The organism is Ruegeria sp. BF8 (genome assembly GCF_056538625.1).
On record NZ_JBQFTL010000001.1, the window covers coordinates 156,818 to 179,965 of the forward strand.

Consider the following 23,148-nt stretch of genomic DNA (forward strand, 5'->3'; position numbering starts at 1 on the left):
CAGGCTGGCTGTGATAGACAGACGTCAATAAACAAACGGGACAAGAGGCAACAGAAATGAACGTATTGAGCAAGTTTGCGGCTCTGGGCGCGCTGGCGCTGGTGGCCGCATGTACCAACAACGATCCCTCGGCTTTGGGCGGTGGTGCCGGCGGCAACGGCGCAATCGTCCCGGGTTCTCCCAGCGACCCACGTTCGCCCGCCTATTTCCAGCAGGCGATCGGTGACCGGGTCCTGTTTGCCGTGGATCAGTCCACGCTCTCGCCCGAGGCGCAGACGATCCTTCAGGGGCAGGCCCAGTGGCTGTTGGCCAATACCGACTACGTCGCCACGATCGAAGGTCACGCGGATGAACAGGGCACGCGGGAATACAACCTTGCGCTGGGCGCCCGCAGGGCAAATGCCGCGCGGGAATACCTGATTTCCCGCGGTGTGGCCGGAAACCGTCTGCAGACGATCAGCTATGGCAAGGAGCGCCCGATCGAAATCTGTAGCACCGAGGAATGCTATTCCAAGAACCGCCGCGCGGTCACCGTGCTGACCGGATCCACAACGGGGTAACAGGATGAGAATTGCGGGATTGGTTCTGGCGGCGGCTTTGACCCTTGCCAGCGGCGCGCAAGCGCAGGATCAGCAGACTCTGGCCGATATTCGCCAGGAACTGACGGTGCTGCATGTCGAAATCCAACGGCTCAAGCGCGAGTTTTCTACGACAGGCTCGCCCGCGCCGAACCTGTCCGGCAGTTCGATACTGGAACGCGTTGACGCCATCGAGGCCGAGTTGCAGAGGCTGACTCGGCAGACCGAGCAGCTGAATCAGCGTGTTCAGAATGTCGTGACGGACGGAACCAACCGGATCGGAGATCTGGAGTTCCGTCTCTGCGAGCTGGAACCCGGTTGCGAGTTCACCGGCGAAGACACACCGACATTGGGTGGAGATAGCGACACAGCGGCCATCACCGCTCCGGTGACGACGCCCGGCGATGCCGCCGACGGCGACCAGGTCGAACTGGCCGTAGGTGAACAAGCCGATTTTGATGCCGCGTCGCAAGCCCTTGCGGACGGAGATTTCCAGACGGCGGCCGATCTTTTTGCGAAATTTGACAGCGCGTATCCCGGCAGCCCGCTGGCCCCCGAAGCCAACCTGAGGCGAGGGCAGGCCCTGGAAGGGCTGGGTGATACCCGCGAAGCGGCCCGGGCCTTCCTTGCCAGCTTTACTGGCGATTCCGAAGGGCCGGTGGCCCCCGAGGCGTTGTACGAACTTGGGGCAGCATTGGGTCGGTTGGGCCAGGTTGAGCAGGCTTGTATCACGCTTGGAGAAGTCGGCGTCCGGTTCCCGTCGTCGGCCTTTGTGGCCACGGCAACCGAGGAAATGGCGTCGCTGAGCTGTTCTTGAGCTCACCAGCCGACACCCTTCCGGAGCGCGTCAGGGCGCTGTTGCCCGAAACGCTTCCGTCGCGACTGGGCGTGGCCGTGTCCGGTGGAAGCGACTCGCTTGCATTGCTGCATCTTTTGGTCCGGATCGCCCGGGATGAAGATGTTCGGCTGTTTGCGGCCACTGTCGATCACGGCCTGAGGCCGGATGCGGCCGCCGAGGCCGCCAGTGTTTCCGAGACATGTGCACATTTGGGCGTGTCCCATGTCACTCTGAAATGGACGGGATGGGACCGGTCGGGAAACCTGCAGGATCAGGCTCGGCAGGCGCGCTACGGTTTGCTGCGGGACTGGGCGGTGTCGCAGGACATTCCTGCGGTCGCTCTGGGCCATACCGCAGATGATCAGGCGGAAACCGTGTTGATGCGTCTAGGGCGCGCCGCTGGCGTGCGCGGATTGTCGGCCATGTCTTTCGCGCGCGAACTGGAGGGTGTCACGCTTTGGCGACCTTTGCTGGGCGAAATGCGCACCGCCTTGCGGGACTACCTACAGGCTGAGGGGGGGCGATGGATCGAAGACCCTTCGAATCAGGACTTGCGCTTTGACCGGATCAAGGCCCGCGAGGCGTTGGGCCATCTGTCCGGCTTGGGGATCACGGCTGAAAGTTTGTCCCGCGTTGCCGCGAACCTCGGGCGTGCGAACCGGGCGCTTGAGCATTTTGCGCAGGAATCCGCCCGCCGTGTTGCGAAAGAGAAAGCCTGTGCGGTGCGTGTGGATCGCGCCGGTTTTGGCGCGCTGCCTGAAGAAATACAGCGCCGGCTTGTTGTCGGGATCCTCCAGCGGATCACGGGTCCGGGGTACCCGCCGCGGCAAAGCAAAGTCGAGCAGGTCGTACAGGCCGTTATTGCGGGACGTTCGTCGACGCTGAGCGGTTGTCAAATCCTGACGGACGGGAATAGTTCGTGGTTTTGCAGAGAGCTGACCGCCGTTTCGGCATGCGTGGCCCGACCGGCCGAACTCTGGGATGGGCGTTGGATCGCGACAGGGCCGGACACGCCCGGAGCACAGATCCGTGCGCTTGGCGAGACCGGGTTGCCACAAGTACCCGACTGGCGCGCGACAGGGGTGCCGCGCATGGTGCTGATGGCCACGCCCGCCGTTTGGCTGGGCGACCAAATCGTGTCCGCGCCATTTGCCGGTTTTTTGAACGGATGGACGTTTGAAATGGACCCGAAATTCCCCGAGCTTTCGGCTTCTTTTTTATCGCATTGAACCTGCTTCAATCATCTCTATTTTAAGAGGCAACCCGGCAGCGCCTCATCTGCCGATGTCTTTTGGGAGAATTTTCTTGGGCAACGCTCGCAATATAGCCTTCTGGGTCGTTCTCTTCCTGTTGATCCTTGCACTGTTCAATCTGTTCAGCGGACCGGGAGGAACCCTCCAGAGCAATGAAAAAACCTATTCGGATTTCGTAAGCGCCGTCGAAGCAGGCGACGTAAAAGGCGTGACGCTGGATGGTGAGCAGATCCGTTACACAACCAGTTCCGGCGGGAATTTCGTCACGATCAAGCCCGGTGATGCCGAAGTCACCAAGCTGCTGATCGAGAAAGACATCCCCGTGCGGGCGGAAAAGCAACAGCAATCGGGTTTCCAGTCTTTCCTGATCACGCTGCTGCCGTTCCTGCTGCTGATCGGTGTCTGGGTCTATTTCATGAACCGGATGCAGGGCGGTGGCAAAGGCGGTGCCATGGGCTTTGGCAAGTCCAAGGCCAAGATGCTGACCGAAAAGCACGGCCGCGTGACCTTTGACGACGTGGCGGGCATCGACGAGGCCAAGGAAGAGTTGGAAGAGATCGTCGAATTCCTGCGCAACCCGCAGAAATTCTCGCGCCTTGGCGGCAAGATCCCGAAAGGTGCGCTGCTGGTTGGCCCTCCGGGCACCGGCAAGACGCTGCTGGCCCGTGCGATTGCAGGCGAGGCCGGCGTTCCGTTCTTCACCATTTCCGGTTCGGACTTCGTGGAAATGTTCGTGGGTGTGGGCGCGTCCCGCGTGCGCGACATGTTCGAACAGGCCAAGAAGAACGCGCCCTGCATCGTGTTCATCGACGAGATCGACGCCGTTGGCCGCCATCGTGGTGCCGGATATGGCGGGGGCAACGACGAACGCGAACAGACCCTGAACCAGCTTCTGGTCGAGATGGACGGGTTCGAGGCAAACGAGGGCGTCATCATCCTGGCTGCAACCAACCGCAAGGACGTGCTCGACCCGGCGCTGCTGCGCCCGGGCCGCTTTGACCGTCAGGTGACCGTCGGCAACCCGGACATCAAAGGTCGCGAAAAGATTCTTGGCGTTCACGCCCGCAAGACGCCTTTGGGTCCGGATGTCGATCTGCGCATCATCGCGCGCGGCACACCCGGCTTCTCGGGGGCTGACCTTGCCAACCTTGTGAACGAAGCCGCGCTGATGGCCGCACGTGTCGGTCGGCGCTTTGTCACCATGGAAGACTTCGAGAACGCCAAGGACAAGGTGATGATGGGGGCCGAGCGCCGCTCGATGGTGCTGACCCAGGACCAGAAGGAAAAGACCGCCTATCACGAGGCCGGCCATGCCGTGGTCGGCATGACCCTGCCGTTGTGCGATCCGGTCTACAAGGCCACGATCATCCCGCGCGGCGGCGCGCTGGGCATGGTGGTAAGCCTGCCTGAAATGGACCAGCTGAACTATCACAGGGACGAATGTGAGCAGAAGCTGGCCATGACCATGGCGGGCAAGGCGGCCGAGGTCATCAAATACGGTGAAGACCACGTCTCGAACGGCCCGGCCGGCGACATCATGCAGGCCAGCCAATTGGCGCGGGCCATGGTGATGCGTTGGGGCATGTCCGACAAGGTCGGCAACATCGACTATGCCGAGGCGCATGAGGGCTATCAGGGCAACACGGCCGGGTTCTCGGTTTCGGCCCATACCAAGGAACTGATCGAGGAAGAGGTCAAACGGCTGATCCAGCAGGGATATGACCGCGCCCATCAGATCCTGACCGAACACAAGGAAGAATGGGAGCGTCTGGCTCAGGGTCTGCTTGAATACGAAACTCTGACGGGTGACGAAATCAAGCGCGTCATGAATGGCGAACCGCCGAATGAGAGTGACGACGAAAGCGACAAGTCCGATCACGGCAATGCCGCGAGCGTGACGGCTATTCCCAAGACCAAGGTCAAGAAGACCCCGCCCGAGGGCGGGATGGAGCCTGAACCTTCGGCATGACGCAAGAGACCCGGCCCCAGAGCCGGGTCTTTTCTTTTCGGCCTTTTCATCAGGGCAGCGAGCGTTAGGCTGCAGCGAACTTTGATCCGCTGTCGAAAGGAAATGGCATGCCTGTCCTGCGTGAAACCGAATTCAAGGCCCGGGTCGTCTGGTTGGGCCACGTTCCCGCCGGGCAATCCCTGCGGGCTCAGCCGGTGCCGCAGCTCGACCTTGGGTTCTCGGGCGACATTGGCGCGCGTCATGAAGGACTCAATCGACCATCCTGCGTGCGGGTCAAGAATCTGTACCCGGAAGGCACCGAAATCCGTAACGTGCGACAGCTGACGATCCTGGCTGCCGAGGAAATGGCGGCCATTGCTTCTGACATGGGCGTGGACCGGCTGGATCCGGCCCTTTTGGGTGCAAGTATCGTTGTCGAGGGCATTCCGGATTTCACGCATGTTCCGCCCTCGTCTCGGCTGCAGGCGGATACGGGATTGACCCTGACCGTCGATATGGAGAACCGCCCTTGTGTCCTGCCCGGACGTGAAATCGAAGCAGAGTCACCGGGGCACGGCGCCCGCTTCAAACCGGCCGCACAGGGCCGGCGCGGGGTGACCGCTTGGATCGAACGGCCGGGGCTTCTGAGGCTCGGAGACAGTCTGACCCTGTTCGTCCCCGATCAGCGCGCATGGAACCCAAAACAGACGGCGGTTTCCGATTAGATACGTCCGAACAAGTCCTACGCCGTTTCGCGGCCTGAAAATGTCGGAATCCACATCCATTCAAACCGTACACAACGGTATGGATTTGACAGCACCGACGCGCGGCGTCGGTTTTGCACGGAATTCAATCAGGGATCTTGCCCAATGAGCTACAAATCCGACATTGAAATCGCTCGCGAGGCGAACAAGAAGCCAATCCAGGAGATTGGTGCAAAAATCGGCATCTCGAGCGACGACCTGCTGCCATACGGCCATGACAAGGCCAAGGTAAGCCAGAATTTCATCAACTCGGTCCAGGACCGCGAAGATGGCAAGCTGATCCTTGTGACTGCAATCAACCCGACGCCCGCGGGCGAGGGCAAGACCACCACAACCGTCGGTTTGGGTGATGGCCTGAACCGGATCGGCAAGAATGCGATGATCTGTATCCGCGAGGCCTCGCTTGGTCCGAACTTCGGCATGAAGGGGGGGGCCGCGGGCGGTGGCTATGCGCAGGTCGTTCCGATGGAAGAGATGAACCTGCACTTCACCGGTGACTTCCACGCCATCACCTCGGCCCACTCGCTGCTGTCGGCGATGATCGACAACCACATCTATTGGGGCAACGAGCTGGAAATCGATACCCGCCGCGTCGTTTGGCGCCGGGTCGTCGACATGAACGACCGCGCCCTGCGCCAGATCACGGCCTCTTTGGGGGGCGTGTCGAACGGTTTCCCGCGTGAAGCAGGTTTCGACATTACCGTTGCGTCCGAGGTCATGGCGATCCTGTGCCTGGCCAACGACCTGAAGGATCTTGAAAAGCGCCTGGGCGACATCATCGTGGCCTACCGCCGTGACAAGACCCCGGTTTATTGCCGCGACATCAAGGCCGAAGGCGCGATGACCGTTCTTCTGAAAGACGCGATGCAGCCCAACCTGGTGCAGACGCTGGAAAACAACCCGGCCTTCGTGCATGGCGGCCCGTTTGCCAACATCGCGCATGGCTGCAACTCGGTCATCGCGACCAAGACCGCGCTGAAGGTAGCCGACTATGTCGTGACCGAGGCCGGTTTCGGGGCCGATCTGGGCGCGGAGAAGTTCATGAACATCAAGTGCCGCAAGGCAGGCATTGCGCCGTCGGCCGTGGTGCTGGTTGCAACGGTTCGCGCGATGAAGATGAATGGCGGCGTGGCCAAGGCCGATCTGGGCGCGGAAAACGTCGACGCTGTAAAGTCGGGCTGTGCCAACCTGGGCCGCCATATCGAGAACGTGAAATCCTTCGGCGTGCCGGTCGTCGTGGCGATCAACCACTTTGTCACCGATACCGATGCCGAGGTTCAGGCGGTCAAAGACTACTGCGCCGAACATGGGGTTGAGGCGGTTCTGTCGCGGCATTGGGAACTGGGCTCGGAAGGATCTGCAGATCTGGCAAAAAAAGTCGTGGAACTGGCTGACGCTGGCACCGCGAATTTTGCGCCGATCTACCCTGACGAAATGTCCTTGTTCGAAAAGATCGAGACCATCGCCAAGCGCATCTACCGCGCCGACGAGGTTCTGGCTGATGCCAAGATCCGCAACCAGCTGAAGGAATGGGAAGCTGCCGGATACGGCAACCTGCCGGTCTGCATGGCCAAGACACAGTATTCCTTCTCGACCGATCCGTCGCTGCGCGGCGCGCCCACCGGCCACTCGGTTCCGGTGCGCGAGGTGCGCCTGTCGGCGGGTGCCGGCTTTATCGTGGTGGTCTGCGGTGAGATCATGACCATGCCCGGTCTGCCCCGCAAACCGGCGGCTGAGACAATCCGCCTCAACGACGAAGGGCAGATCGAGGGCTTGTTCTAAGCCGCTGAATAAGACATCTCGTGGTCCGGGGAATCCCCGGGCCATGAGGAGATTGCGATGCCCACTCTGACACTGCCGCAGGACTGTCATTCCATGCAGGAATTGCGGGTTCAGATCGACAAGCTGGACCGCCAACTGATCGAACTGTTGGCGACGCGCGCAACCTACATCGATCGCGCGTCCGAATTGAAACCGGGCGAGGGCCTGCCGGCCCGAATTCCCGAGCGTGTCGAGGATGTGGTGCAAAAGGTGCGTTCGAACTCGGTTGAGGTGGGCATGGACCCCGATCTGACCGAAAGGCTTTGGCGCATCTTGATTGATTGGTCGATTGCGCGCGAGGAGAACGTGCTCGGCCCCGACTGAATGACCGGGCGCCCTTCGCGCCCGATCCGCTTTTTGAAAGAAGGGATCAAAGGATGGTAGCTCAAGTCATCGACGGCAAGGCCTTTGCGGCCAAGGTCCGCGCGCAAGTCGCCGACCAGGTTGCAAAACTCAAGGAAGAAAACGGCATCACCCCCGGTCTGGCAGTAGTCCTGGTCGGCGAAGATCCGGCCAGCCAGGTCTATGTCCGCTCCAAGGGCAAGATGACTGTCGAAGTGGGCATGAACTCATACGAGCACAAGCTGGATGTCGACACGTCCGAGGCAGATCTGCTGGCCTTGATCGAGAAGCTGAACAACGATCCCGCGGTGAATGGCATTCTGGTCCAGCTTCCGCTGCCCAAACATCTGAATGAGGACCTGGTAATCAACTCGATCGACCCGGCCAAGGATGTCGACGGGTTCCACATCTCGAACGTTGGTCTGTTGGGCACCGGTCAGAAGTCCATGGTTCCCTGCACGCCGTTGGGCTGCCTGATGATGTTGCGCGATCATCATGGCTCGTTGTCCGGCATGGATGCGGTGGTGATCGGCCGGTCGAACATCGTGGGTAAGCCGATGGCCCAATTATTGCTGGGCGACAGCTGCACCGTGACCATCGCGCACAGCCGTACCAAAGACTTGCCCGATGTCGTGCGTCGCGCCGATATCGTCGTGGCCGCGGTGGGCCGCCCCGAGATGGTACCTGGCGACTGGATCAAGGAGGGTGCCACCGTCATCGACGTTGGCATCAACCGGATCGAGCGTGATGGAAAAACCAAGCTGGTCGGCGACGTGGACTATGCAAGCGCGGCCGAGCGCGCAGGCGCTATTACACCGGTTCCCGGTGGTGTTGGCCCGATGACCATCGCCTGCCTGTTGGCCAACACTCTGACGGCCTGTTGCCGGTCGAACGGCCTGCCCGAGCCCGAAGGCCTGACGGCCTGACCTCTGGCGGCCCTGGGGCGGAGCGTCCGCCCCGGGGCCAACGTGGGGATGAAACGACCCCCACTAGCACGCCGCAAACGTGTTTGATTGTCTGACATTTCGTGATAAGCTTGAGTTTCCAGCCGGTTACGAAGTGAATAAGTGGGCGTCTGAGGGACAAGGGCTGGGTCCCGAAAGGCTGCTCATTGATTTTGATATGTTGTCAAAACTGAGCCCATTCATTGCAGAATGCACGCCTCAGAGGGTGGTCGCCGGTATTCTGTTCGTCCCGTTGCTCGCCTATGCTTTTCCACCGTTCCGAGAAATGGATCTACCCTTTTCCGTACGTCTGGCGTTCTGGGCAGGAGTGATGATTCTGGCGGTTGTGGCAACGTGGGGGTCTCGGCAGTTGGTGAAGGATCGTCTGGACCATGTCGGACTGACGGTTCGGGACGTGGCGTTTGCCTTGGTGATCCTTGTATTGTTCACGCCTGCGTTGTGGATCCTGACGTGGATCCTGTGCGCTGCCAGTGGCCACGATGCCCCCGGTTTGCTGGCGGTTGGCACCTACGGTGCGCTGTTTAGCACAGGTCTGGTTCTGGTCAGCAAAGGCGAAGCCCCGCCTGAAAATGACGAAGTCATCGAAGCACCCCAACCCCGTTTGGTGAGCCGCCTGCCGGACGGGTTTCGTGGTGATATCCTGCGGCTTGCGGTCCGGGATCACTACGTTGATGTGGTGACCACCAGCGGAACCTATACGATCCGGTCGCGCTTTACTGACGCGATTGCTGAGATGGAGCCGATTTCGGGCCATTGTACCCACAGATCCCATTGGGTTACGGACGCGGCCATTCTGGAAATTCGGAAAAACAACGGCAAAACCTACCTGCGCCTTCGGAACGATGATCTGGTTCCCGTCAGCCGCAAATACAAACCCAAACTCGAAGAAGACGGTGTGATCTGAACCAGCTGTCGGCTAACGCGGCATCACCGTCAGCTGTGGCTGCGGGCCCGTCAGAATGGCACGGGCGTCCGGCTGCATCAACTGAGACAACGCGGTATCCGAGCTGCGCAGCCCTCCAGTATATGTCCCATAAGCCGGCATGATCACCCGACACCGGTCAAACAAAAATGCCGGGCGCGAGATCATGCGGCCCGGCGCATTGAGCCGGACCTTGGGGTGAAAATGCCCTGAAACTTCGCCTTGCGCGTCGGGTTCCGCAATATGGCGGAAGACCAGCACGTCTTGGCTCCACTCGGCCAGATGGGTGCCGCTCAGCGCGACGGGACCCGGATCATGGTTGCCCTCTATCCAGATCCACAGCCGCCCGGCCTGCAGCGCAGAAATCTCGAGCCGATCTGCATCGCTCAGCGTTTCCGAGGCTTCGAGATCATCGAAACTGTCCCCCAAGCATACCACCGTCTTGGCGCCGGTCGTGTCCAGATCGGCGGCCAGCCGGGACAGTGTCTCTCGGTTGTCATAAGGGGGAAGGGCCGGTCCGCCCCGCCGAACGATCCGAGATGACTTGCCCAAGTGCAGGTCCGAAACACAAAGAAGATCGTGCGCCGGCCACCAAAGCGCGCCCGATCCCATGGCGTGCAGCCGGGCACCCGCAAACGAAAATTCAAGGCTGTTCATGGTCCGTTCTTTGCCTGTCGGGCCGTGATTTGCAAGTCGTTTCTTCAGGCGGGTTCCAGGCCAGCGTCGCGCAACAGACGGGCGCTTTCTTCCGCCAGCAGCCGCTCTTCGGCCGCGCCCTTGACCGGAACCTTTCCCACCTCGAGCAGCAAGGGCGCCGCCAGTGGTGACACCCGGTCCAGCCGGATCAGGTCGATCCGGTCGCCGATGCGCGCGATCATGGCCTCGATCCGTCCGAAATCGACCAGCCCGCGCATGGCTTCTTCGCGGGTGATCTGCATCAGCAGGTGGTCGGGGTCGTATTTCTGCAGCGTGTCGTACAGGATGTCCGACGAAAAGGTCGCCTGCCGCCCGCTTTTGCGTTGGCCACCTGTGTTGCGCTCGATCAGCCCGGCGATGGTGGCCGAAGCGCGGAAGGTCCGTTTCATCACCGCGTTGCCCGCCAGCCAGTTGTCCAACCCGTCGCGCAAGGCCTCGATCTGGAACAGGGGGCTGGGATCGGTGACCGCGTCCAGTCCCCAGATCAGCGTGGCATAGTCGGTCGCGACAAAGCCCAGCGGGGCCAGCCCGGTTTCCTCCATCCGTTTGGTCAGCAGCAGACCCAGCGTCTGTTGTGCGTTGCGTCCGGCAAAGCCGTAGACGCACAGGTTTTCGCGGCCGTCATTGGGAAAGCTCTCGATCAACAGCCGGTCACGCCCGGGCAGCCGCGACATCCGGCGCTGCAGTTCCAGCCATTCACCCGTATGTTCGGGCAGTTGCGGCCAGCCGGGCTGTGCGAACATCCGCAGGATGCGGTCGCTCAGCTGGGTCGAAGTGGCGAACTTGGTGCCCGAGAAGGTGGCGATCTTGGGCTTTTTGTCCGCACGGCGCGTGACCTCGACAACCGTTTCGCGCAGCCCTTCATAGCGCACGATCTGACCGCCGATCAGGAAGGTGTCGCCGGGGGTCAGCGATGCGGCAAAGGCCTCTTCGACCTCGCCCAGGGGTTTGCCGCCCCGGTTTCGCTTCAGCCTGACCTTCAGGGTATCGCTGTCCTGGATCGTGCCCAGGTTCATGCGGATGCGTTGCGCCGCGCGCGAGTCACGCAGTTGCCACAGCCCGTCGGGGCGCTGTTGCAGGCGTTGCCAGCGGTCATAGGCCCGCAGCGCATAGCCACCGGTGGCGCAGAACTCCAGACAGGCATCGAAGGCCGCGCGGGACAGATCGGCATAGGGACCGGCCGAGGTGACCTCGGCATACAGGGCATCGGCATCAAACGGCCCGGCGCAGGCCGCGATCAGGATGTGTTGGCACAAGACGTCACGCGGTCCGGGGCCGCGCGGTTCGCCGTCCAGATCGTGCGCGCGTGCGGCCTCCAGCGCGGCGACGCATTCAACCACCTCGAACCGGTTGGCAGGCACCAGCAGAGCCTTGGACGGCGCGTTGTAGCGGTGGTTGGCCCGCCCGATCCGCTGGACCAGGCGCTTGACGTTCTTGGGGGCGCCGATCTGGATCACAAGATCCACGTCACCCCAATCGATCCCCAGATCGAGGCTGCCGGTGCAGACGATGGCGCGCAGGTCGCCGCGGACCATCGCGGCCTCGACCCGTTCGCGCTGTTGCCGGTCGAGGCTGCCATGGTGGATGCCGATGGGCAGGCCTTCGTCATTGGCCAGCCACAGGTTGTGAAAGAAGATCTCGGCCTGGGCGCGGGTGTTGTGGAAGATCAGCGTCGTCTTGTGCCGCCGGACCTGCTCCAGCACCGCCGGGATGGCATAGGCCGCGCCGCCCCCGGCCCAGGGCGGCATTTCGGCCGTTTGCAGCATGGCGATATCGGGGTCGGGGCCGGGGTCGGCCAGAACGATGTCGCAAGGGTCGGGGTGGCGGGCCAGAAAGCGCGCGATTACGTCCGGGTCCTCGACCGTCGCCGACAGGCCCACGCGCCGCAGATCGGGGCACAGGGTCTGCAGGCGCGCAAGGGCCAGCATCAACTGGTCGCCCCGCTTGCTTTCGGCCAGCGCGTGTATCTCGTCCACGATCACGCGTTGGACGCCGTGAAACATGCGTGGTGCATCTTCGTAGGACGTCAGCAGCGCCAGGCTTTCCGGAGTCGTCAGCAGGATATGCGGCGGGTCCACGCGCTGGCGTTTCTTCTGTGTGGGGGTGGTGTCGCCGGTGCGATCCTCGATCCGGATCGGCAAGCCCATCTCGTCGGCCGGGCCGCGCAGGTTGCGCTTGATGTCGGCGGCCAGCGCTTTGAGCGGCGAGACATAGATCGTGTGCAGCCCCGCGTGCCGCCCCTCGGCCAGTTCGATCAGCGAGGGCAGGAACCCGGCCATCGTCTTGCCGCCGCCCGTGGGCGCGATCAACAGCGTCGCCGGGGCCCGCGCCCGGTCGATCATGGCCTGTTGATGCGGGTGGATGGACCAACCTCTGGCGGTAAACCAGGTGTCAATCCGAGCGGGAATCTGCGTCATATGCGCAGACTAGCCCGCCCGGTGACAAAGCGGAATGCGGTTTGGGCCCGTCTTACTTAACGATTTCCTCGTCCTTGACGAACATGTTCGCCCAGGCGCGGTCGATCAATTCCGGGCTCATTTGATAGGGGATGCCCTCGAATTCGCAGATCGAGATCATCTGATCGATCAGGAAGATCGGCTGATAGTTCGCATAGACATTGTTGATGGTCGGGTATTTGACCTTCAACAGATGTACCAGTGCGGCTTCGTCCAACGGAATGCCGCGCTTGCGGGCCACCATGGCGAAGATCTTCAGGAAGTTTTCCTGGTTCGGGCCGTCGATCTTGATCTTGAAGAAGATCCGGCGAAGCGCGGCCTGGTCGAAGATCTCGTTCGGGTGGAAGTTGGTCGAGAAGATGACCAGCGTGTCGAAGGGAACTTCGAACTTTTCACCCGACTGAAGGCCCAGAATGTCCTTGCCCTCTTCCAGCGGAACAATCCACCGGTTGATCAGGGCCTGCGGCGGCTCGGCCTGGCGGCCAAGGTCGTCCACGATGAAGATGCCGCCGGTCGATTTCAGCTGCAGCGGCGCCTGATAGGTGCGCGCCGTGGGGTTGTAGACAAGGTCCAGCATGCTCAGCGACAGTTCACCACCCGTGACCACAGTGGGGCGTTCACACTGGACGTACCGCGTGTCGAACCGCTTGCGGCGGCGCAGGCTGTTCGGGTCGTCAGCCTCTTGCTCGATCGCTGTGTGCACGATCGGGTCGTACACGGTGATCACCTGACCGGCATATTCGATGGCATACGGAACAAAGACGTTGTCACCCAACGCATCCCGAATTCCGTTGGAAATCGAAGACTTACCGTTGCCCGGCGGGCCGTACATCAGGATCGAGCGACCGGCGCTGACCGCAGGGCCCAGGTGGTCAAGCAGGCTGTCCGGCAGAACAAGGTGCCCCATGGCGCCGGTCAACTGATCGCGCGTGACTTGGATGTTCCGGATCGACTGTCGTTTGACCTGCTCGCGGTAGACCTCCAGCGGAACGGGCATGGCGCCAAAGTATTCGGATTGGCTCAGCGCGTCCAGCGCCCGTGCCTTGCCGGCGTCGGTCAGCTGATAGCCCATTTCGTTGCCGCTGTTGGCGTTCAATGTCCCCGTCGCCTCAAGCAGCTTCTGTTCGCGGGCGATGTCGACCAATTCCTGCGTCACCGAACTCGGCAGACAGATCGAGGCGGCGATCTCGCTCACCGTGTCCACATTCTTGCGAAAAACGGTCTTCAGAAGGATGTCCCGCATCATAACAAGCGGAAGCTGCATTTCCCCCAGACCCTTCGGGGCAGGAGGAGCCATAACGGATGAGGTCTGCATGTTCATGAGCGCGGCTCGTCTATCCAGTTGTCAATCCTTGTGTCCCGAAAGGGACCACTTGCGGAAAATCTGGCGCAGCTTTGTGGCAGGACCAAGGCGCGGGCAAGGCGCAGACATGATGGTTTACGAGCCGTTAATTGCGCCCAAAATCAAATAGATGCCAAGACTCGCACCCAAGGCCAGCCCCATGGGGAATTTCTTGCCCTGATCCCAGCTTTCCCAGTTCGGAGCGATCTGGCGCAGGCGGGAGTATTTGGCCAGTCGATGTGTGGCAAACGCGGCCAGCGTCGTGACCATCAGAATCACCATCACCAGCAAGAGATCACCAACCCACACGAACGGAGCCGCAGCCGCGCAAAACTTGGCGTCGCCCGCACCCATGGCGCCTGCGGCATTGAGAAGAATGCCAAAAAACAGCACGACCACCAGATGGAACAGCTGCCAGGCATAGACCGGCAGAGAAAACTGCAAAGGCCCGATGCTGGCCCCAACCCATTCGCCCGACCAAGGTGGCAGCACAATCAGCCCGACCACCACAAATACCAAGGCCAGAGCTGTGACCGCATGGTTCTTGATCTTCATTTCCCGCATGTCGGTGAACGCGACATAGAAACAGATGGGCAGCACAAATGGTAGAAACCACAGGGCTGCCACTGCAGGAATTGCCATGCTTTATGCTTCCTCGAGCGCGCGGAGCGACCGAACCGCTTCGTCGAAATGCTGCGGATGGGTGGCGATGGCTTCCCGGAACAGGTTCTTGGCAGTGTTGATGTCACCGCGCTTCACGGCCGAGATGCCCATCGTGTTCAAGAGTTCCGCACGTTCGGTCTGGGACATCGGGATCACCGGCATGGAATAATTCCCCTGCGCCGAGCGGGCCAGAACCAGATTGTTCTTTGCTGTGAACAATGAACTGTCCTGTCGGATGGCTTCGGTGAACAGGCGCTCGGCCTCGGAATATTGGCCGCGGGTCAACTTGGAATACCCCCAGTTGTTCATCACGCCGGCCGGCCGTGTGGTCAGCCCGATTGCGGTTTCATAGAACTGGTCCGCACGCATCCAATCCTTGCTGGCATCTGCCACCAAGGCTTCAAGCCGATAGCGTTTGAACGTCTCGTAGGTCGGGGGGATCTGGTCCAGCGCTGCCTTTGCCGCCTTCCAGTCACCACTGCGGACCAACGAGTCCGCATAATCGACGCGATCCGCGTTCGTTGCACCGGACATCGCGGTCACGCGCTTCCAGGCGGCCGATGCTTCGGTGCTGCGCTTGGCGCGAGTCAGCGAAATGGCAAGGCCGCGCTGCAAATCGATCCGATCTGGATTCTTGCTGGCTGCTCCACGGAAATAGGTCACTGCCTCGTTCGGGTCAGCCGCATTGAGCATCACGTCGTTGAGGTTCGTCTCATCGATGACGTTCACTTCCTGGAACGTGCGTTCGACCTTTTCCTCTTCGGTTTCTTTTGCGCATGCAGACAGGATCAGCCCGCACACGACGACTGTCGGAATCAGGAATTGTTGGCGCATTTTTGCGTCCCTTACTGCTCTTGCCTCTGTTACTGGTTCTTCCGCAGCAGGAAAGCTCCGTTCCCTTGCTGCTCCAGCGTATATTCTTGTTCTTGTGGTGTATTATTAACAGGATTTTCCATTTTTGCGAGCGCTAAGCGAAGATTGTCACGGATTGCGTCACTTTCGCCATTGTCCAGCGCATAGGCCCTTTGGAAGACCTGCGCGGCCTCGGCATACCCACCTTTTTCCATCAGCAGAACGCCGAGATTGTTCCACGCAACCGACCAATCCGGATCTTCTTCGACCGCTTGTCGCAACAGGGGCTCGGCTTGTCCCAGCCGCCTGAGGCCGAGATTGGCGGTTCCGATCGAGGTCAGGATTTCCGGGGTCATCCCCTCTGTCAGGGCCGCGCGGGTGAACGATTCCATGGCCAGCTCGTATTCTCCGGCTGCCATCAATCGGTTCCCGACAGCAATTTCGTCAATCGGTCCACCTTTGGGGTCGACGCCGGGGGCAAAAGGCCCGTTCGAAAGACTTGGGTCCGTACACGAAGCCACCACGGCAAGAACCGCGGTGGCTATCATCAGGCGGTGGAGCCCGAAGCGGGCGCACCGGTTGCATGAGGGCATGGGCTTATTGGCCTCTGTTACCGAACTCCATGATGCCTTTTGCCGAGGGACCGACCAGAATGATCAGCAGCGGCGGCACCGTCAGCATCATTGTGGCAAGGGTCATTTTCGTTGGCAACTTGTTCGCGGCTTCTTCGGCGCGCATGACGCGTTTGTCGCGCATCTCGCCGGCATAAACCCGCAGGGCGTCGGCAATCGACGTACCGAATGTGGCCGATTGGATCATCACCGTCACGAAAGAGCTCACATCCTGGACACCGCAACGCGTCCCGAAATCGCGCAGAACTTGATCCTTCTCTTTGCCGGCCTTCATCTCATAGGCGACGATCTCGAATTCCTGGGCAATATCGGGGTAGGAGGCTTTCATCTCGCCGGCCACACGCACGATCGCCTGGTCCAGAGACTGACCGGCTTCCACACAGACCAGCATCAGGTCAAGCGTGTCGGGAAAGCCCGCGGTAATGTTCTCCTTGCGCTCTTCGATCCGGCGCGTGATCCAGTATTTGGGGATGTAGTATCCAATGGCACCCGGTACCAGAACGCGGATCATCATTTGCTGGCCGGTGAATTCCTGCCCGTTTGAAAACACGGTCACCAGGAGAACACCCAAAACGATCCCGGTGATCCCCAACGCAAATTGCGCAAAGTGGAAGAACCGAACAGAGTCTTTCGAGCGGTAACCGGCCTGGCGCAGCTTGAGCTCCATGGCCGAGTATTCTTCTTCATCTTTCGGCTCGAGGAAGGTCGCGAACTTTTCAAGCTGTTCGTTCCGGCCGGAGTTGCGCAGCTGATCCTTCTTGCCGCGCTTTTCCTTTTTGGGTGCAGCATTTGCACGCTGCAGCTTTTTCAAGGGATCTTCCGGCTGGTTCAAGAGGATCGGAATGGTCACCAGAACCATGAACAATCCCAGCACGCCGACGACGATCAGCGGGCCGAACTCGCCCAATTGATCCGTCAGCATATCGTTGATTTGGGTCAGAAATTCCATGGTCGTGCCCTCAGACCTTGATGTTGGTGAGAATGCGCATGACGATCAGGTTCAGCGTCAGCATGATCCCCACGACAAAACAGGCAGGAATGAACCATTTGTGGTCCAGAACCGAGTCATAATACCCGGGGTCCTTGACCAGAATGAAAACCAGGCAAAACAGTGGGAACCCCGACAGGAACTTGCCCGACCACTGCGCCTCGGCCGTGATCGCCTTGACCCTGCGGAACAGACGGAACCGTGCGCGGATCACCTTGGCAAGCCCGTCAAGGATCTCAGCCAGGTTGCCGCCCGACTGCTGCTGGATGCCAACGGCGACCGCGAGAAAGCGCAAATCCTGCATGTCCAGACGTTCGGCCATGTCCTTCAACGCCTCGCCGACGTCACGGCCATAGGCGCATTCGTCGGCAATCACGCCAAATTCGGTCGCAAGCGGATCCTGCACCTCGTTCGCGACGATCTGGATCGTCGAAACGAACGGGTTGCCGACCCGAAGTGAGCGCACCATCAGTTCCACGGCATCGGGCAACTGCTCTTCAAGCATGCCCATGCGCTTCTTGGCCTTGTGATTGACCCAGGCATAGACAGCGCCGACACCGATTGCGATCGACAGAGCTGCCCGCAGGATTGTGTCGGTTCTGGTGCCGATGCTCAGGCCCATGAACGCGACCACGGACACCAGTGCCATGATCATGACCAGTTGCCGCGGGCTGAAGGCAATCGCCGCCTTCTGGGCCTTGTCGGCCAACAGCGAGTAGAGCGGAATGCTCTGCGACTTCATGTGCTGCTGCATTTCCTTGCGCAGCTGCTCCAGAACCTGTTCGCGCCCGACGCCTTTGTCGATCATGTCCAGACGGCGATTGACGCGGCTGTTCAGGCTGATGGATTTGCCGAAAGCCACCAGATAGATACCTTCGACCAGCGCCAGAACCCCGACGAAGATCGCGACATAGATGAGCGCCTCGGTTGGCAGTTGCATGCCCTGATCTCCTACATTGTCGTCGGTTCGTAGATCGATGCGGGCAGGTCATACCCCCACAGACGGAACCGTTCGGAATAGTGGCTGCGAACGCCGGTGGCCGTGAAATGACCAATGATCTTATTGTCGGGCGTCAGGCCAACTCGTTGGAATTTAAAGATTTCCTGCATCGAGATTACGTCACCTTCCATTCCCGTGATCTCGGTGATCGAGGTCATGCGGCGCGAACCATCCTGCAGGCGGCTGGCCTGGACGATCAGGTTCACAGCGCTTGCGATCTGGCTGCGTACGGCCTTGATCGGCATTTCGATCCCGGCCATCGCGATCATGTTTTCAAGACGCGAGATACCGTCACGGGCCGAGTTGGCGTGGATGGTGGTCATCGAGCCGTCATGGCCAGTGTTCATGGCCTGCAGCATGTCGATCACCTCGGCGCCGCGCGTTTCGCCCACGATGATGCGGTCAGGGCGCATCCGCAGAGCGTTCTTCAGACAGTCGCGCGGGCTGACTTCGCCTTTGCCTTCCACGTTGGGCGGGCGGCTTTCCATCCGGCCCACATGGGTCTGCTGCAGCTGCAGTTCCGCCGTGTCCTCGATGGTCAGAATGCGTTCTGCGTCATCGATGAAGCTGGACAGCGCGTTGAGCGTGGTCGTCTTACCCGAACCCGTACCACCAGACACGATGATGTTCAGACGAGTGGAGACGGCGGCCTGAAGATACGCGGCCATTTCCTCGGTAAACGCGCCGAAATTGACCAGGTCGTCGATGCCAAGCTTGTCTTTTTTGAATTTCCGGATGGAAACCAGGGACCCGTCCACCGCGATCGGCGGAACCATGGCGTTGAAACGTGACCCGTCGCGCAGACGGGCGTCAACATAGGGGTTGGATTCATCGACCCGGCGACCAACGGCGGACACGATCTTGTCGATGATCCGCATCAGGTGCTTTTCGTCTTTGAACGATACGTCGCTCAATTCGAGCTTGCCGAAGCGTTCAACAAAGATCTGATGCGGGCCGTTGACCAGAATATCGCTGACCGAGTCGTCTTGAAGCAGTGTTTCAAGCGGACCCAGACCGGTGACTTCGTCGTACAATTCCTTGTTCAACTGGGTCCGGTCTTCGCGATTCAGAACGATGTTCTTGGCTTCCAGAACCTCGCTCGCAATCGCGCTGATTTCGGTGCGCAGTTCGGCTTCGGCTGCGTTTTCCAGAGCCGCCAGGTTCAGGTTTTCCAGAAGTTCCCGATGCAGCTCGATCTTGATTTCACTCAGCCGTTCCTTGCGCTTGCGTTCGCGGTCGTTGCCCTTGGCTTCCGCGGCGGTTTTGGCCACCGGTTTGCGGGCAATCGCGGTGGACGGCGACGGTGCCGCTGCCGAAGCAGCCGGGGCTTCGGCGGCCTTGGGGGCTTGTGCAGGGGTCGTAACCGGCTGCGCACCTGATGGTTTCTTGTAACGTGAGAACACGGCGGTTTCTCCCCCTAATAGCCTTTGTTATGCCGCTTCGGCGCTGTTGCTGCCGAGGCTGTGCAAGGATTGAGCCAGCTTTGCGATTTCGCGGCGAAGAGGGTTTTTGCCGGCCGAGCTGGCCAAAGGCAGACCATGGTCGCCGCTTTGCATGACCGGCTTGCCGCCATCCGGCAGTTGCAGATCGATCGAGATTCCCAGGCTTTCACCCATGCGCTTGACGCGGCTTTTACCGCTCAGATCCGTGAACTTGGGTGCGCGGTTCAAAGCAAAGCGAAGTTTGTTGAACGGCAATTCCTCGGCTTGAAGGGCACGTTTCAGACGCAACGCATTCTGAGCGGACCGCATATCCAGTTCGATCAGAGCAAAATAGACATGCGCAGCCTGCAAAACGGTCTCGGACCAGTGCACCAGCGTTTTCGGCATGTCGACCACGACATAGTCGTAGTGCTTGCGGGCCATGTCGATCACCCGCTGGATGTCTTCGTGCGTGAGAATATCCAGAGGCACCATGTCGGTAGGGGCCGTCAGAACATCCAGCTTCTCGTCGAATGTCTGCAGTGCCTGCCCAAACACTTCGTCGTCCATGGCCACGGTGTCCGACAGCATTTCGAACACGGTTTCACGGCGGGGCAAATCCAGATAGGTCGAGATGGTGCCGTACTGCAGGTCCAGATCGATCAGGCAGACCTTTGGTGCATCCTTTTGCGATACGGTGGCCAATTCCCAGGCCAGGTTCACGGCCAGAGTCGTTGCACCGACACCACCGGCCAAGCCCTGAACAACAAACAAAGCGCCTTCTTTCGAAGTTCCTGAGGCCAGCGGGACGGAAACCTGTTGCGGAGTCACGACAGGTTCGGGCGCATTCATGCGGTCGATCGCTTCCTGCAGTTCGTTCTCGGGAAGAGGATAGGGGACGAATTCATCGGCACCCTTGCGCAGCAACTGATGAAGAGCGGCAGGGGTCACGTCCTCGGCAATCAGGACGACTTTGATCTTCTTTTCCTTGGCCTGGGTGATGATCTCACCCATCAAGGTCAGGTTGTCCTCGTCCTCACCGTCGATCGCGAGGGCCACGAATTGAAGTGACTCAGCTTCGGGCTGGCTGAAAAAGGCCAGAGCCTCGGCAAAGCCAAGGTCACCCCAGCGCTCGCCCAAAGCGGCTTCCATGTCCTCGATCAACAGGTCGAAGTTCTGGACATCTCGGCTGATGGTACAGGCCAGAATGCCGGTGTCGTCATTTTGCGGCGTTGCGCTCGTCATTAACACAATCCTCGTCGTGAGAGCGCAGCAAGCGTCGATACAATACCAGTCCGTGTTTCAGCTTGCTGTCGCCCTAAGCGGTCAATTCTGGCCGCAGGTCACCCAATTGTTCACAATGTTGCGTGGAAGTGGGGCAAGAATTGGGCGCAAAAAAACCAATTGTAGGGAATTGGGCGACGATGCCGCCCAATTTCTGATTATTGTTCGCTGGTTTCGCCGATGGCCGTTTCGCGGCGCAGCTGGCTCTTGAATGTCGCGCTTTCGATGTACTCGCGATAAACGAAGTCAGCATACTTGCCGTCCAGGATGTTGGGATGGCGATCGACCAGACCCGACACCTCGGTAACGGTGCGGCGGTTGCGGCGATCCCGATTTGGCGTGGCCACCAGTGGCTGCGTTTTGCCATACGAAACAACGGCTTCCAGACGCGAGCGGGAAATACCCTGTTGCGCGAAGAAGTTGACGACCGCTTGCGCGCGGCGCAGACCCAGACTGTTGTTGTAGGACTGGGATCCGACGGCGTCGGTGTGGCCGTACACGCGGAAACGTGCTTCGGGGAACTGTTTGATCCAGTTCGCCTGATACAGCAGAATCTGGCGTGCTGCCGAATCCAGCTGCGCACTGTCGAACGCAAAGTTGATCTGGGTCGGAACCTCAGCAGCGAATCGCTGCGCCAGGATCTGGCCATAGGTCAACTCGCCGTTCATGACCTGGATGTTGTTCAGCGTTGCGTTGCCGAATGCGCCCTGGTCCACTTCATAGCCGGCCTCACGGGTACAGCTGGCGACAGCGACTGTAAGACCCAGTGTGATGATCCACTTCTGCATTGGTCTGTCCTCCCTATCAATCCAGGACGTAGCCGTAGGAATTGCCAAAGTCCTGCTTGGCGACTTCCGATGCGGCTCCATTGCCAACCCGTTCCGTCCGGGCAGTTCTGCCGTTCATGAACAGGTCGAATTCGCTGGGCGGCTTCACGCGGTCGGTCGGCAGCGCCAGGGCTTCGCCCCGGGTCGGGGAAACCAGATGCGCGGTGATGATGATCACCAGTTCGCTCTGCTCGCGCTGGTACTCAGCGCTGCGGAACAATGCACCCAGAACAGGTACGTCACCCAACCACGGGATTTGGTTGCTCAGGTCGGTAAAGTCGTCCTGAATCAGGCCGGCGATCGCAAAGCTCTCACCATCTCGCAGTTCGACCGTTGTGCTGGTCTGGCGCGTGATGAAGCTGGGGACCGTGTCACCGTTGATGGTGAAGTTCGAGCTGGTGTCGATGCTGGACACCGCTGCCGCCATCTCAAGGTTGATCAGGTCACCGTCGACGACGCGCGGAACGAAGTCGATTTCGACACCGAAAGCCTTGTATTCAATGGCAACCACACCGTCATCCTGAGGAACCGGAATCGGCACTTCACCACCGGCGAGGAAGGTTGCCTCCTGCCCGGACAGTGCCGACAAGTTGGGCTCGGCCAAGCTACGGGCCAGGCCCTTGGCTTCCAGCGCTTCCAGCAGCAGCCGGACCTGGGTGGAGCCTGCGCCAAAGCCGAACAGAATCGCGCCAGTATTCGACTGAACCGCCGGGATGTTGTTGGCCAACGCGTTGCTCAGGGACAACTGGTTGTTCAGCGTGTTGATACCACCGGTCGCGTCACCGCCGGAAAAGCCAAGCGAGGCGGACAGGTTCTTGGCGACCGACCGGTTCATCTCGGCAAAGCGGACTTTCAGCATGACCTGCTGTACGCCGCCGACATTCATAAGGTTCGACACACGCTCGGGCGCATAGCGCTCGGCCAGTTCCAGAGCACGTGCCAGTTTGGCTGCGCTGGAAACCGTGCCCGAGAGAACGATGCCGTCATTGGCGGTACGCACTTCGATTCGCTCATTTGGCAGAATCTGGCGCAGGCGCTCTTTGAATTCGGTCACATCGGGCGCAACGCGAACGCGGACGTTCGTGATCAGGTTTCCGGCGCCGTCAAACAATGTCAGTGTCGTCATGCCTGGTGCCTTGCCCAAGACGTAGATTGTGCGGTCCGAAAGCGACGAGATGTCCGCAATGCCTGCATTCGCGATGCTGAGCTCTGCAAACGGCTGTTCGCTTTCAACCACGATGGCGCGGTTCATGGGCACATCCAGCGTTTCCGCCGTGCCTTTTTTGACCACGCGAAGATTTTGGGCCCAGGCGGAATCGCCGACCGGGCTCAGAACTAGGGCCAACCCCAAAAGGGTCGAACCAATCAAGGAACGTATTGTCATGTGACCTGCCTCTCCGATCACCACTCTATTTTTTTGGGTCTTATGCCCTATGGTGACGAACTCTGCGCGAATTCCGGATTTATTGCAATAATCAAGGGTTTCTGGAATTTTCCTTATGTGGACAATGCGCAACAACCCAAACGAAACGAGCCGCGCATTATGCGCGGCTCGG

The 23,148-nt window shown here is 60.2% G+C and carries 21 protein-coding genes; 9 read left to right on the forward strand and 12 right to left on the reverse strand.

Annotation, left to right across the window (positions count from 1 at the left end; translation table 11 throughout):
• Window positions 1-56: 56 nt before the first annotated feature.
• The 9 genes from pal (at window position 57) to ACR0LD_RS00775 (ending at window position 9,413) form a co-directional block, all read left to right on the forward strand.
• Window positions 57-560 (forward strand): peptidoglycan-associated lipoprotein Pal, encoded by a 504-nt coding sequence (gene pal, locus ACR0LD_RS00735; protein ID WP_093962774.1) that lies wholly within the window; start codon window positions 57-59, stop codon window positions 558-560.
• 4 nt (window positions 561-564) lie between these two features.
• A complete protein-coding gene (ybgF, locus tag ACR0LD_RS00740) occupies window positions 565-1,395 on the forward strand; it encodes a tol-pal system protein YbgF (protein WP_480635284.1) in 831 nt (276 codons plus the stop codon).
• On the forward strand, window positions 1,392-2,645 hold the full coding sequence (tilS, locus tag ACR0LD_RS00745; RefSeq protein ID WP_480635286.1) for a tRNA lysidine(34) synthetase TilS: 1,254 nt from the start codon (window positions 1,392-1,394) through the stop codon (window positions 2,643-2,645). The genes ybgF and tilS overlap by 4 nt, the downstream gene beginning before the upstream one ends.
• 76 nt (window positions 2,646-2,721) lie before the next feature.
• Complete coding sequence (gene ftsH / locus ACR0LD_RS00750) at window positions 2,722-4,638, forward strand: ATP-dependent zinc metalloprotease FtsH (RefSeq protein WP_093962771.1); 1,917 nt, start codon at window positions 2,722-2,724, stop codon at window positions 4,636-4,638.
• 107 nt (window positions 4,639-4,745) lie between these two features.
• Window positions 4,746-5,342, forward strand: coding sequence for an MOSC domain-containing protein (locus tag ACR0LD_RS00755; protein ID WP_170401721.1), 597 nt, complete (start codon window positions 4,746-4,748; stop codon window positions 5,340-5,342).
• Between the two features lie 144 nt (window positions 5,343-5,486).
• Complete coding sequence (locus ACR0LD_RS00760; protein ID WP_170337521.1) at window positions 5,487-7,163, forward strand: formate--tetrahydrofolate ligase; 1,677 nt, start codon at window positions 5,487-5,489, stop codon at window positions 7,161-7,163.
• A gap of 57 nt (window positions 7,164-7,220) precedes the next feature.
• The gene (locus tag ACR0LD_RS00765) at window positions 7,221-7,526 is read left to right on the forward strand and encodes a chorismate mutase (RefSeq protein ID WP_170337522.1); all 306 of its coding nucleotides are present in this window, start codon (window positions 7,221-7,223) and stop codon (window positions 7,524-7,526) included.
• A gap of 53 nt (window positions 7,527-7,579) precedes the next feature.
• Window positions 7,580-8,470, forward strand: coding sequence for a bifunctional methylenetetrahydrofolate dehydrogenase/methenyltetrahydrofolate cyclohydrolase FolD (gene folD, locus ACR0LD_RS00770; RefSeq protein ID WP_170358169.1), 891 nt, complete (start codon window positions 7,580-7,582; stop codon window positions 8,468-8,470).
• 349 nt (window positions 8,471-8,819) lie between these two features.
• On the forward strand, window positions 8,820-9,413 hold the full coding sequence (locus tag ACR0LD_RS00775; RefSeq protein ID WP_480635289.1) for a LytTR family DNA-binding domain-containing protein: 594 nt from the start codon (window positions 8,820-8,822) through the stop codon (window positions 9,411-9,413).
• Window positions 9,414-9,425: 12 nt separating this feature from the next.
• Here ACR0LD_RS00775 and pdeM read toward each other — a convergent pair whose 3' ends face one another.
• The 12 genes from pdeM to ACR0LD_RS00835 all read right to left on the reverse strand — a co-directional run bounded on the left by pdeM (window position 9,426) and on the right by ACR0LD_RS00835 (window position 22,976).
• Window positions 9,426-10,088: a ligase-associated DNA damage response endonuclease PdeM gene (pdeM, locus tag ACR0LD_RS00780; protein WP_170435313.1), complete on the reverse strand. Its 663-nt coding sequence runs from the start codon at window positions 10,086-10,088 to the stop codon at window positions 9,426-9,428.
• A gap of 44 nt (window positions 10,089-10,132) precedes the next feature.
• Window positions 10,133-12,544 carry a ligase-associated DNA damage response DEXH box helicase gene (locus ACR0LD_RS00785; RefSeq protein ID WP_480635291.1) on the reverse strand — a complete coding sequence of 804 codons (2,412 nt, stop codon included), beginning with the start codon at window positions 12,542-12,544 and terminating at the stop codon, window positions 10,133-10,135.
• 52 nt (window positions 12,545-12,596) lie between these two features.
• The gene (locus tag ACR0LD_RS00790) at window positions 12,597-13,904 is read right to left on the reverse strand and encodes a P-loop NTPase family protein (RefSeq protein WP_093962764.1); all 1,308 of its coding nucleotides are present in this window, start codon (window positions 13,902-13,904) and stop codon (window positions 12,597-12,599) included.
• 117 nt (window positions 13,905-14,021) lie between these two features.
• Window positions 14,022-14,567 (reverse strand): prepilin peptidase, encoded by a 546-nt coding sequence (locus tag ACR0LD_RS00795; protein ID WP_170366658.1) that lies wholly within the window; start codon window positions 14,565-14,567, stop codon window positions 14,022-14,024.
• Window positions 14,568-14,570: 3 nt separating this feature from the next.
• Entirely contained in the window at window positions 14,571-15,422 is an 852-nt protein-coding gene (locus tag ACR0LD_RS00800) for a tetratricopeptide repeat protein (RefSeq protein WP_480635293.1), read from the reverse strand.
• Window positions 15,423-15,451: 29 nt separating this feature from the next.
• On the reverse strand, window positions 15,452-16,033 hold the full coding sequence (locus ACR0LD_RS00805; protein ID WP_480635295.1) for a tetratricopeptide repeat protein: 582 nt from the start codon (window positions 16,031-16,033) through the stop codon (window positions 15,452-15,454).
• A gap of 4 nt (window positions 16,034-16,037) precedes the next feature.
• On the reverse strand, window positions 16,038-17,021 hold the full coding sequence (locus ACR0LD_RS00810) for a type II secretion system F family protein (RefSeq protein WP_170337908.1): 984 nt from the start codon (window positions 17,019-17,021) through the stop codon (window positions 16,038-16,040).
• 10 nt (window positions 17,022-17,031) lie between these two features.
• Complete coding sequence (locus ACR0LD_RS00815; RefSeq protein WP_170337910.1) at window positions 17,032-18,000, reverse strand: type II secretion system F family protein; 969 nt, start codon at window positions 17,998-18,000, stop codon at window positions 17,032-17,034.
• Window positions 18,001-18,011: 11 nt separating this feature from the next.
• Window positions 18,012-19,463: a TadA family conjugal transfer-associated ATPase gene (locus ACR0LD_RS00820; RefSeq protein ID WP_480635297.1), complete on the reverse strand. Its 1,452-nt coding sequence runs from the start codon at window positions 19,461-19,463 to the stop codon at window positions 18,012-18,014.
• Between the two features lie 27 nt (window positions 19,464-19,490).
• Window positions 19,491-20,726: a CpaE/TadZ family protein gene (locus ACR0LD_RS00825; protein WP_170435302.1), complete on the reverse strand. Its 1,236-nt coding sequence runs from the start codon at window positions 20,724-20,726 to the stop codon at window positions 19,491-19,493.
• Window positions 20,727-20,923: 197 nt separating this feature from the next.
• Complete coding sequence (locus ACR0LD_RS00830) at window positions 20,924-21,553, reverse strand: OmpA family protein (protein ID WP_170358185.1); 630 nt, start codon at window positions 21,551-21,553, stop codon at window positions 20,924-20,926.
• Between the two features lie 16 nt (window positions 21,554-21,569).
• Window positions 21,570-22,976, reverse strand: coding sequence for a type II and III secretion system protein family protein (locus ACR0LD_RS00835; RefSeq protein WP_093963039.1), 1,407 nt, complete (start codon window positions 22,974-22,976; stop codon window positions 21,570-21,572).
• Between the last annotated feature and the right edge of the window lie 172 nt (window positions 22,977-23,148).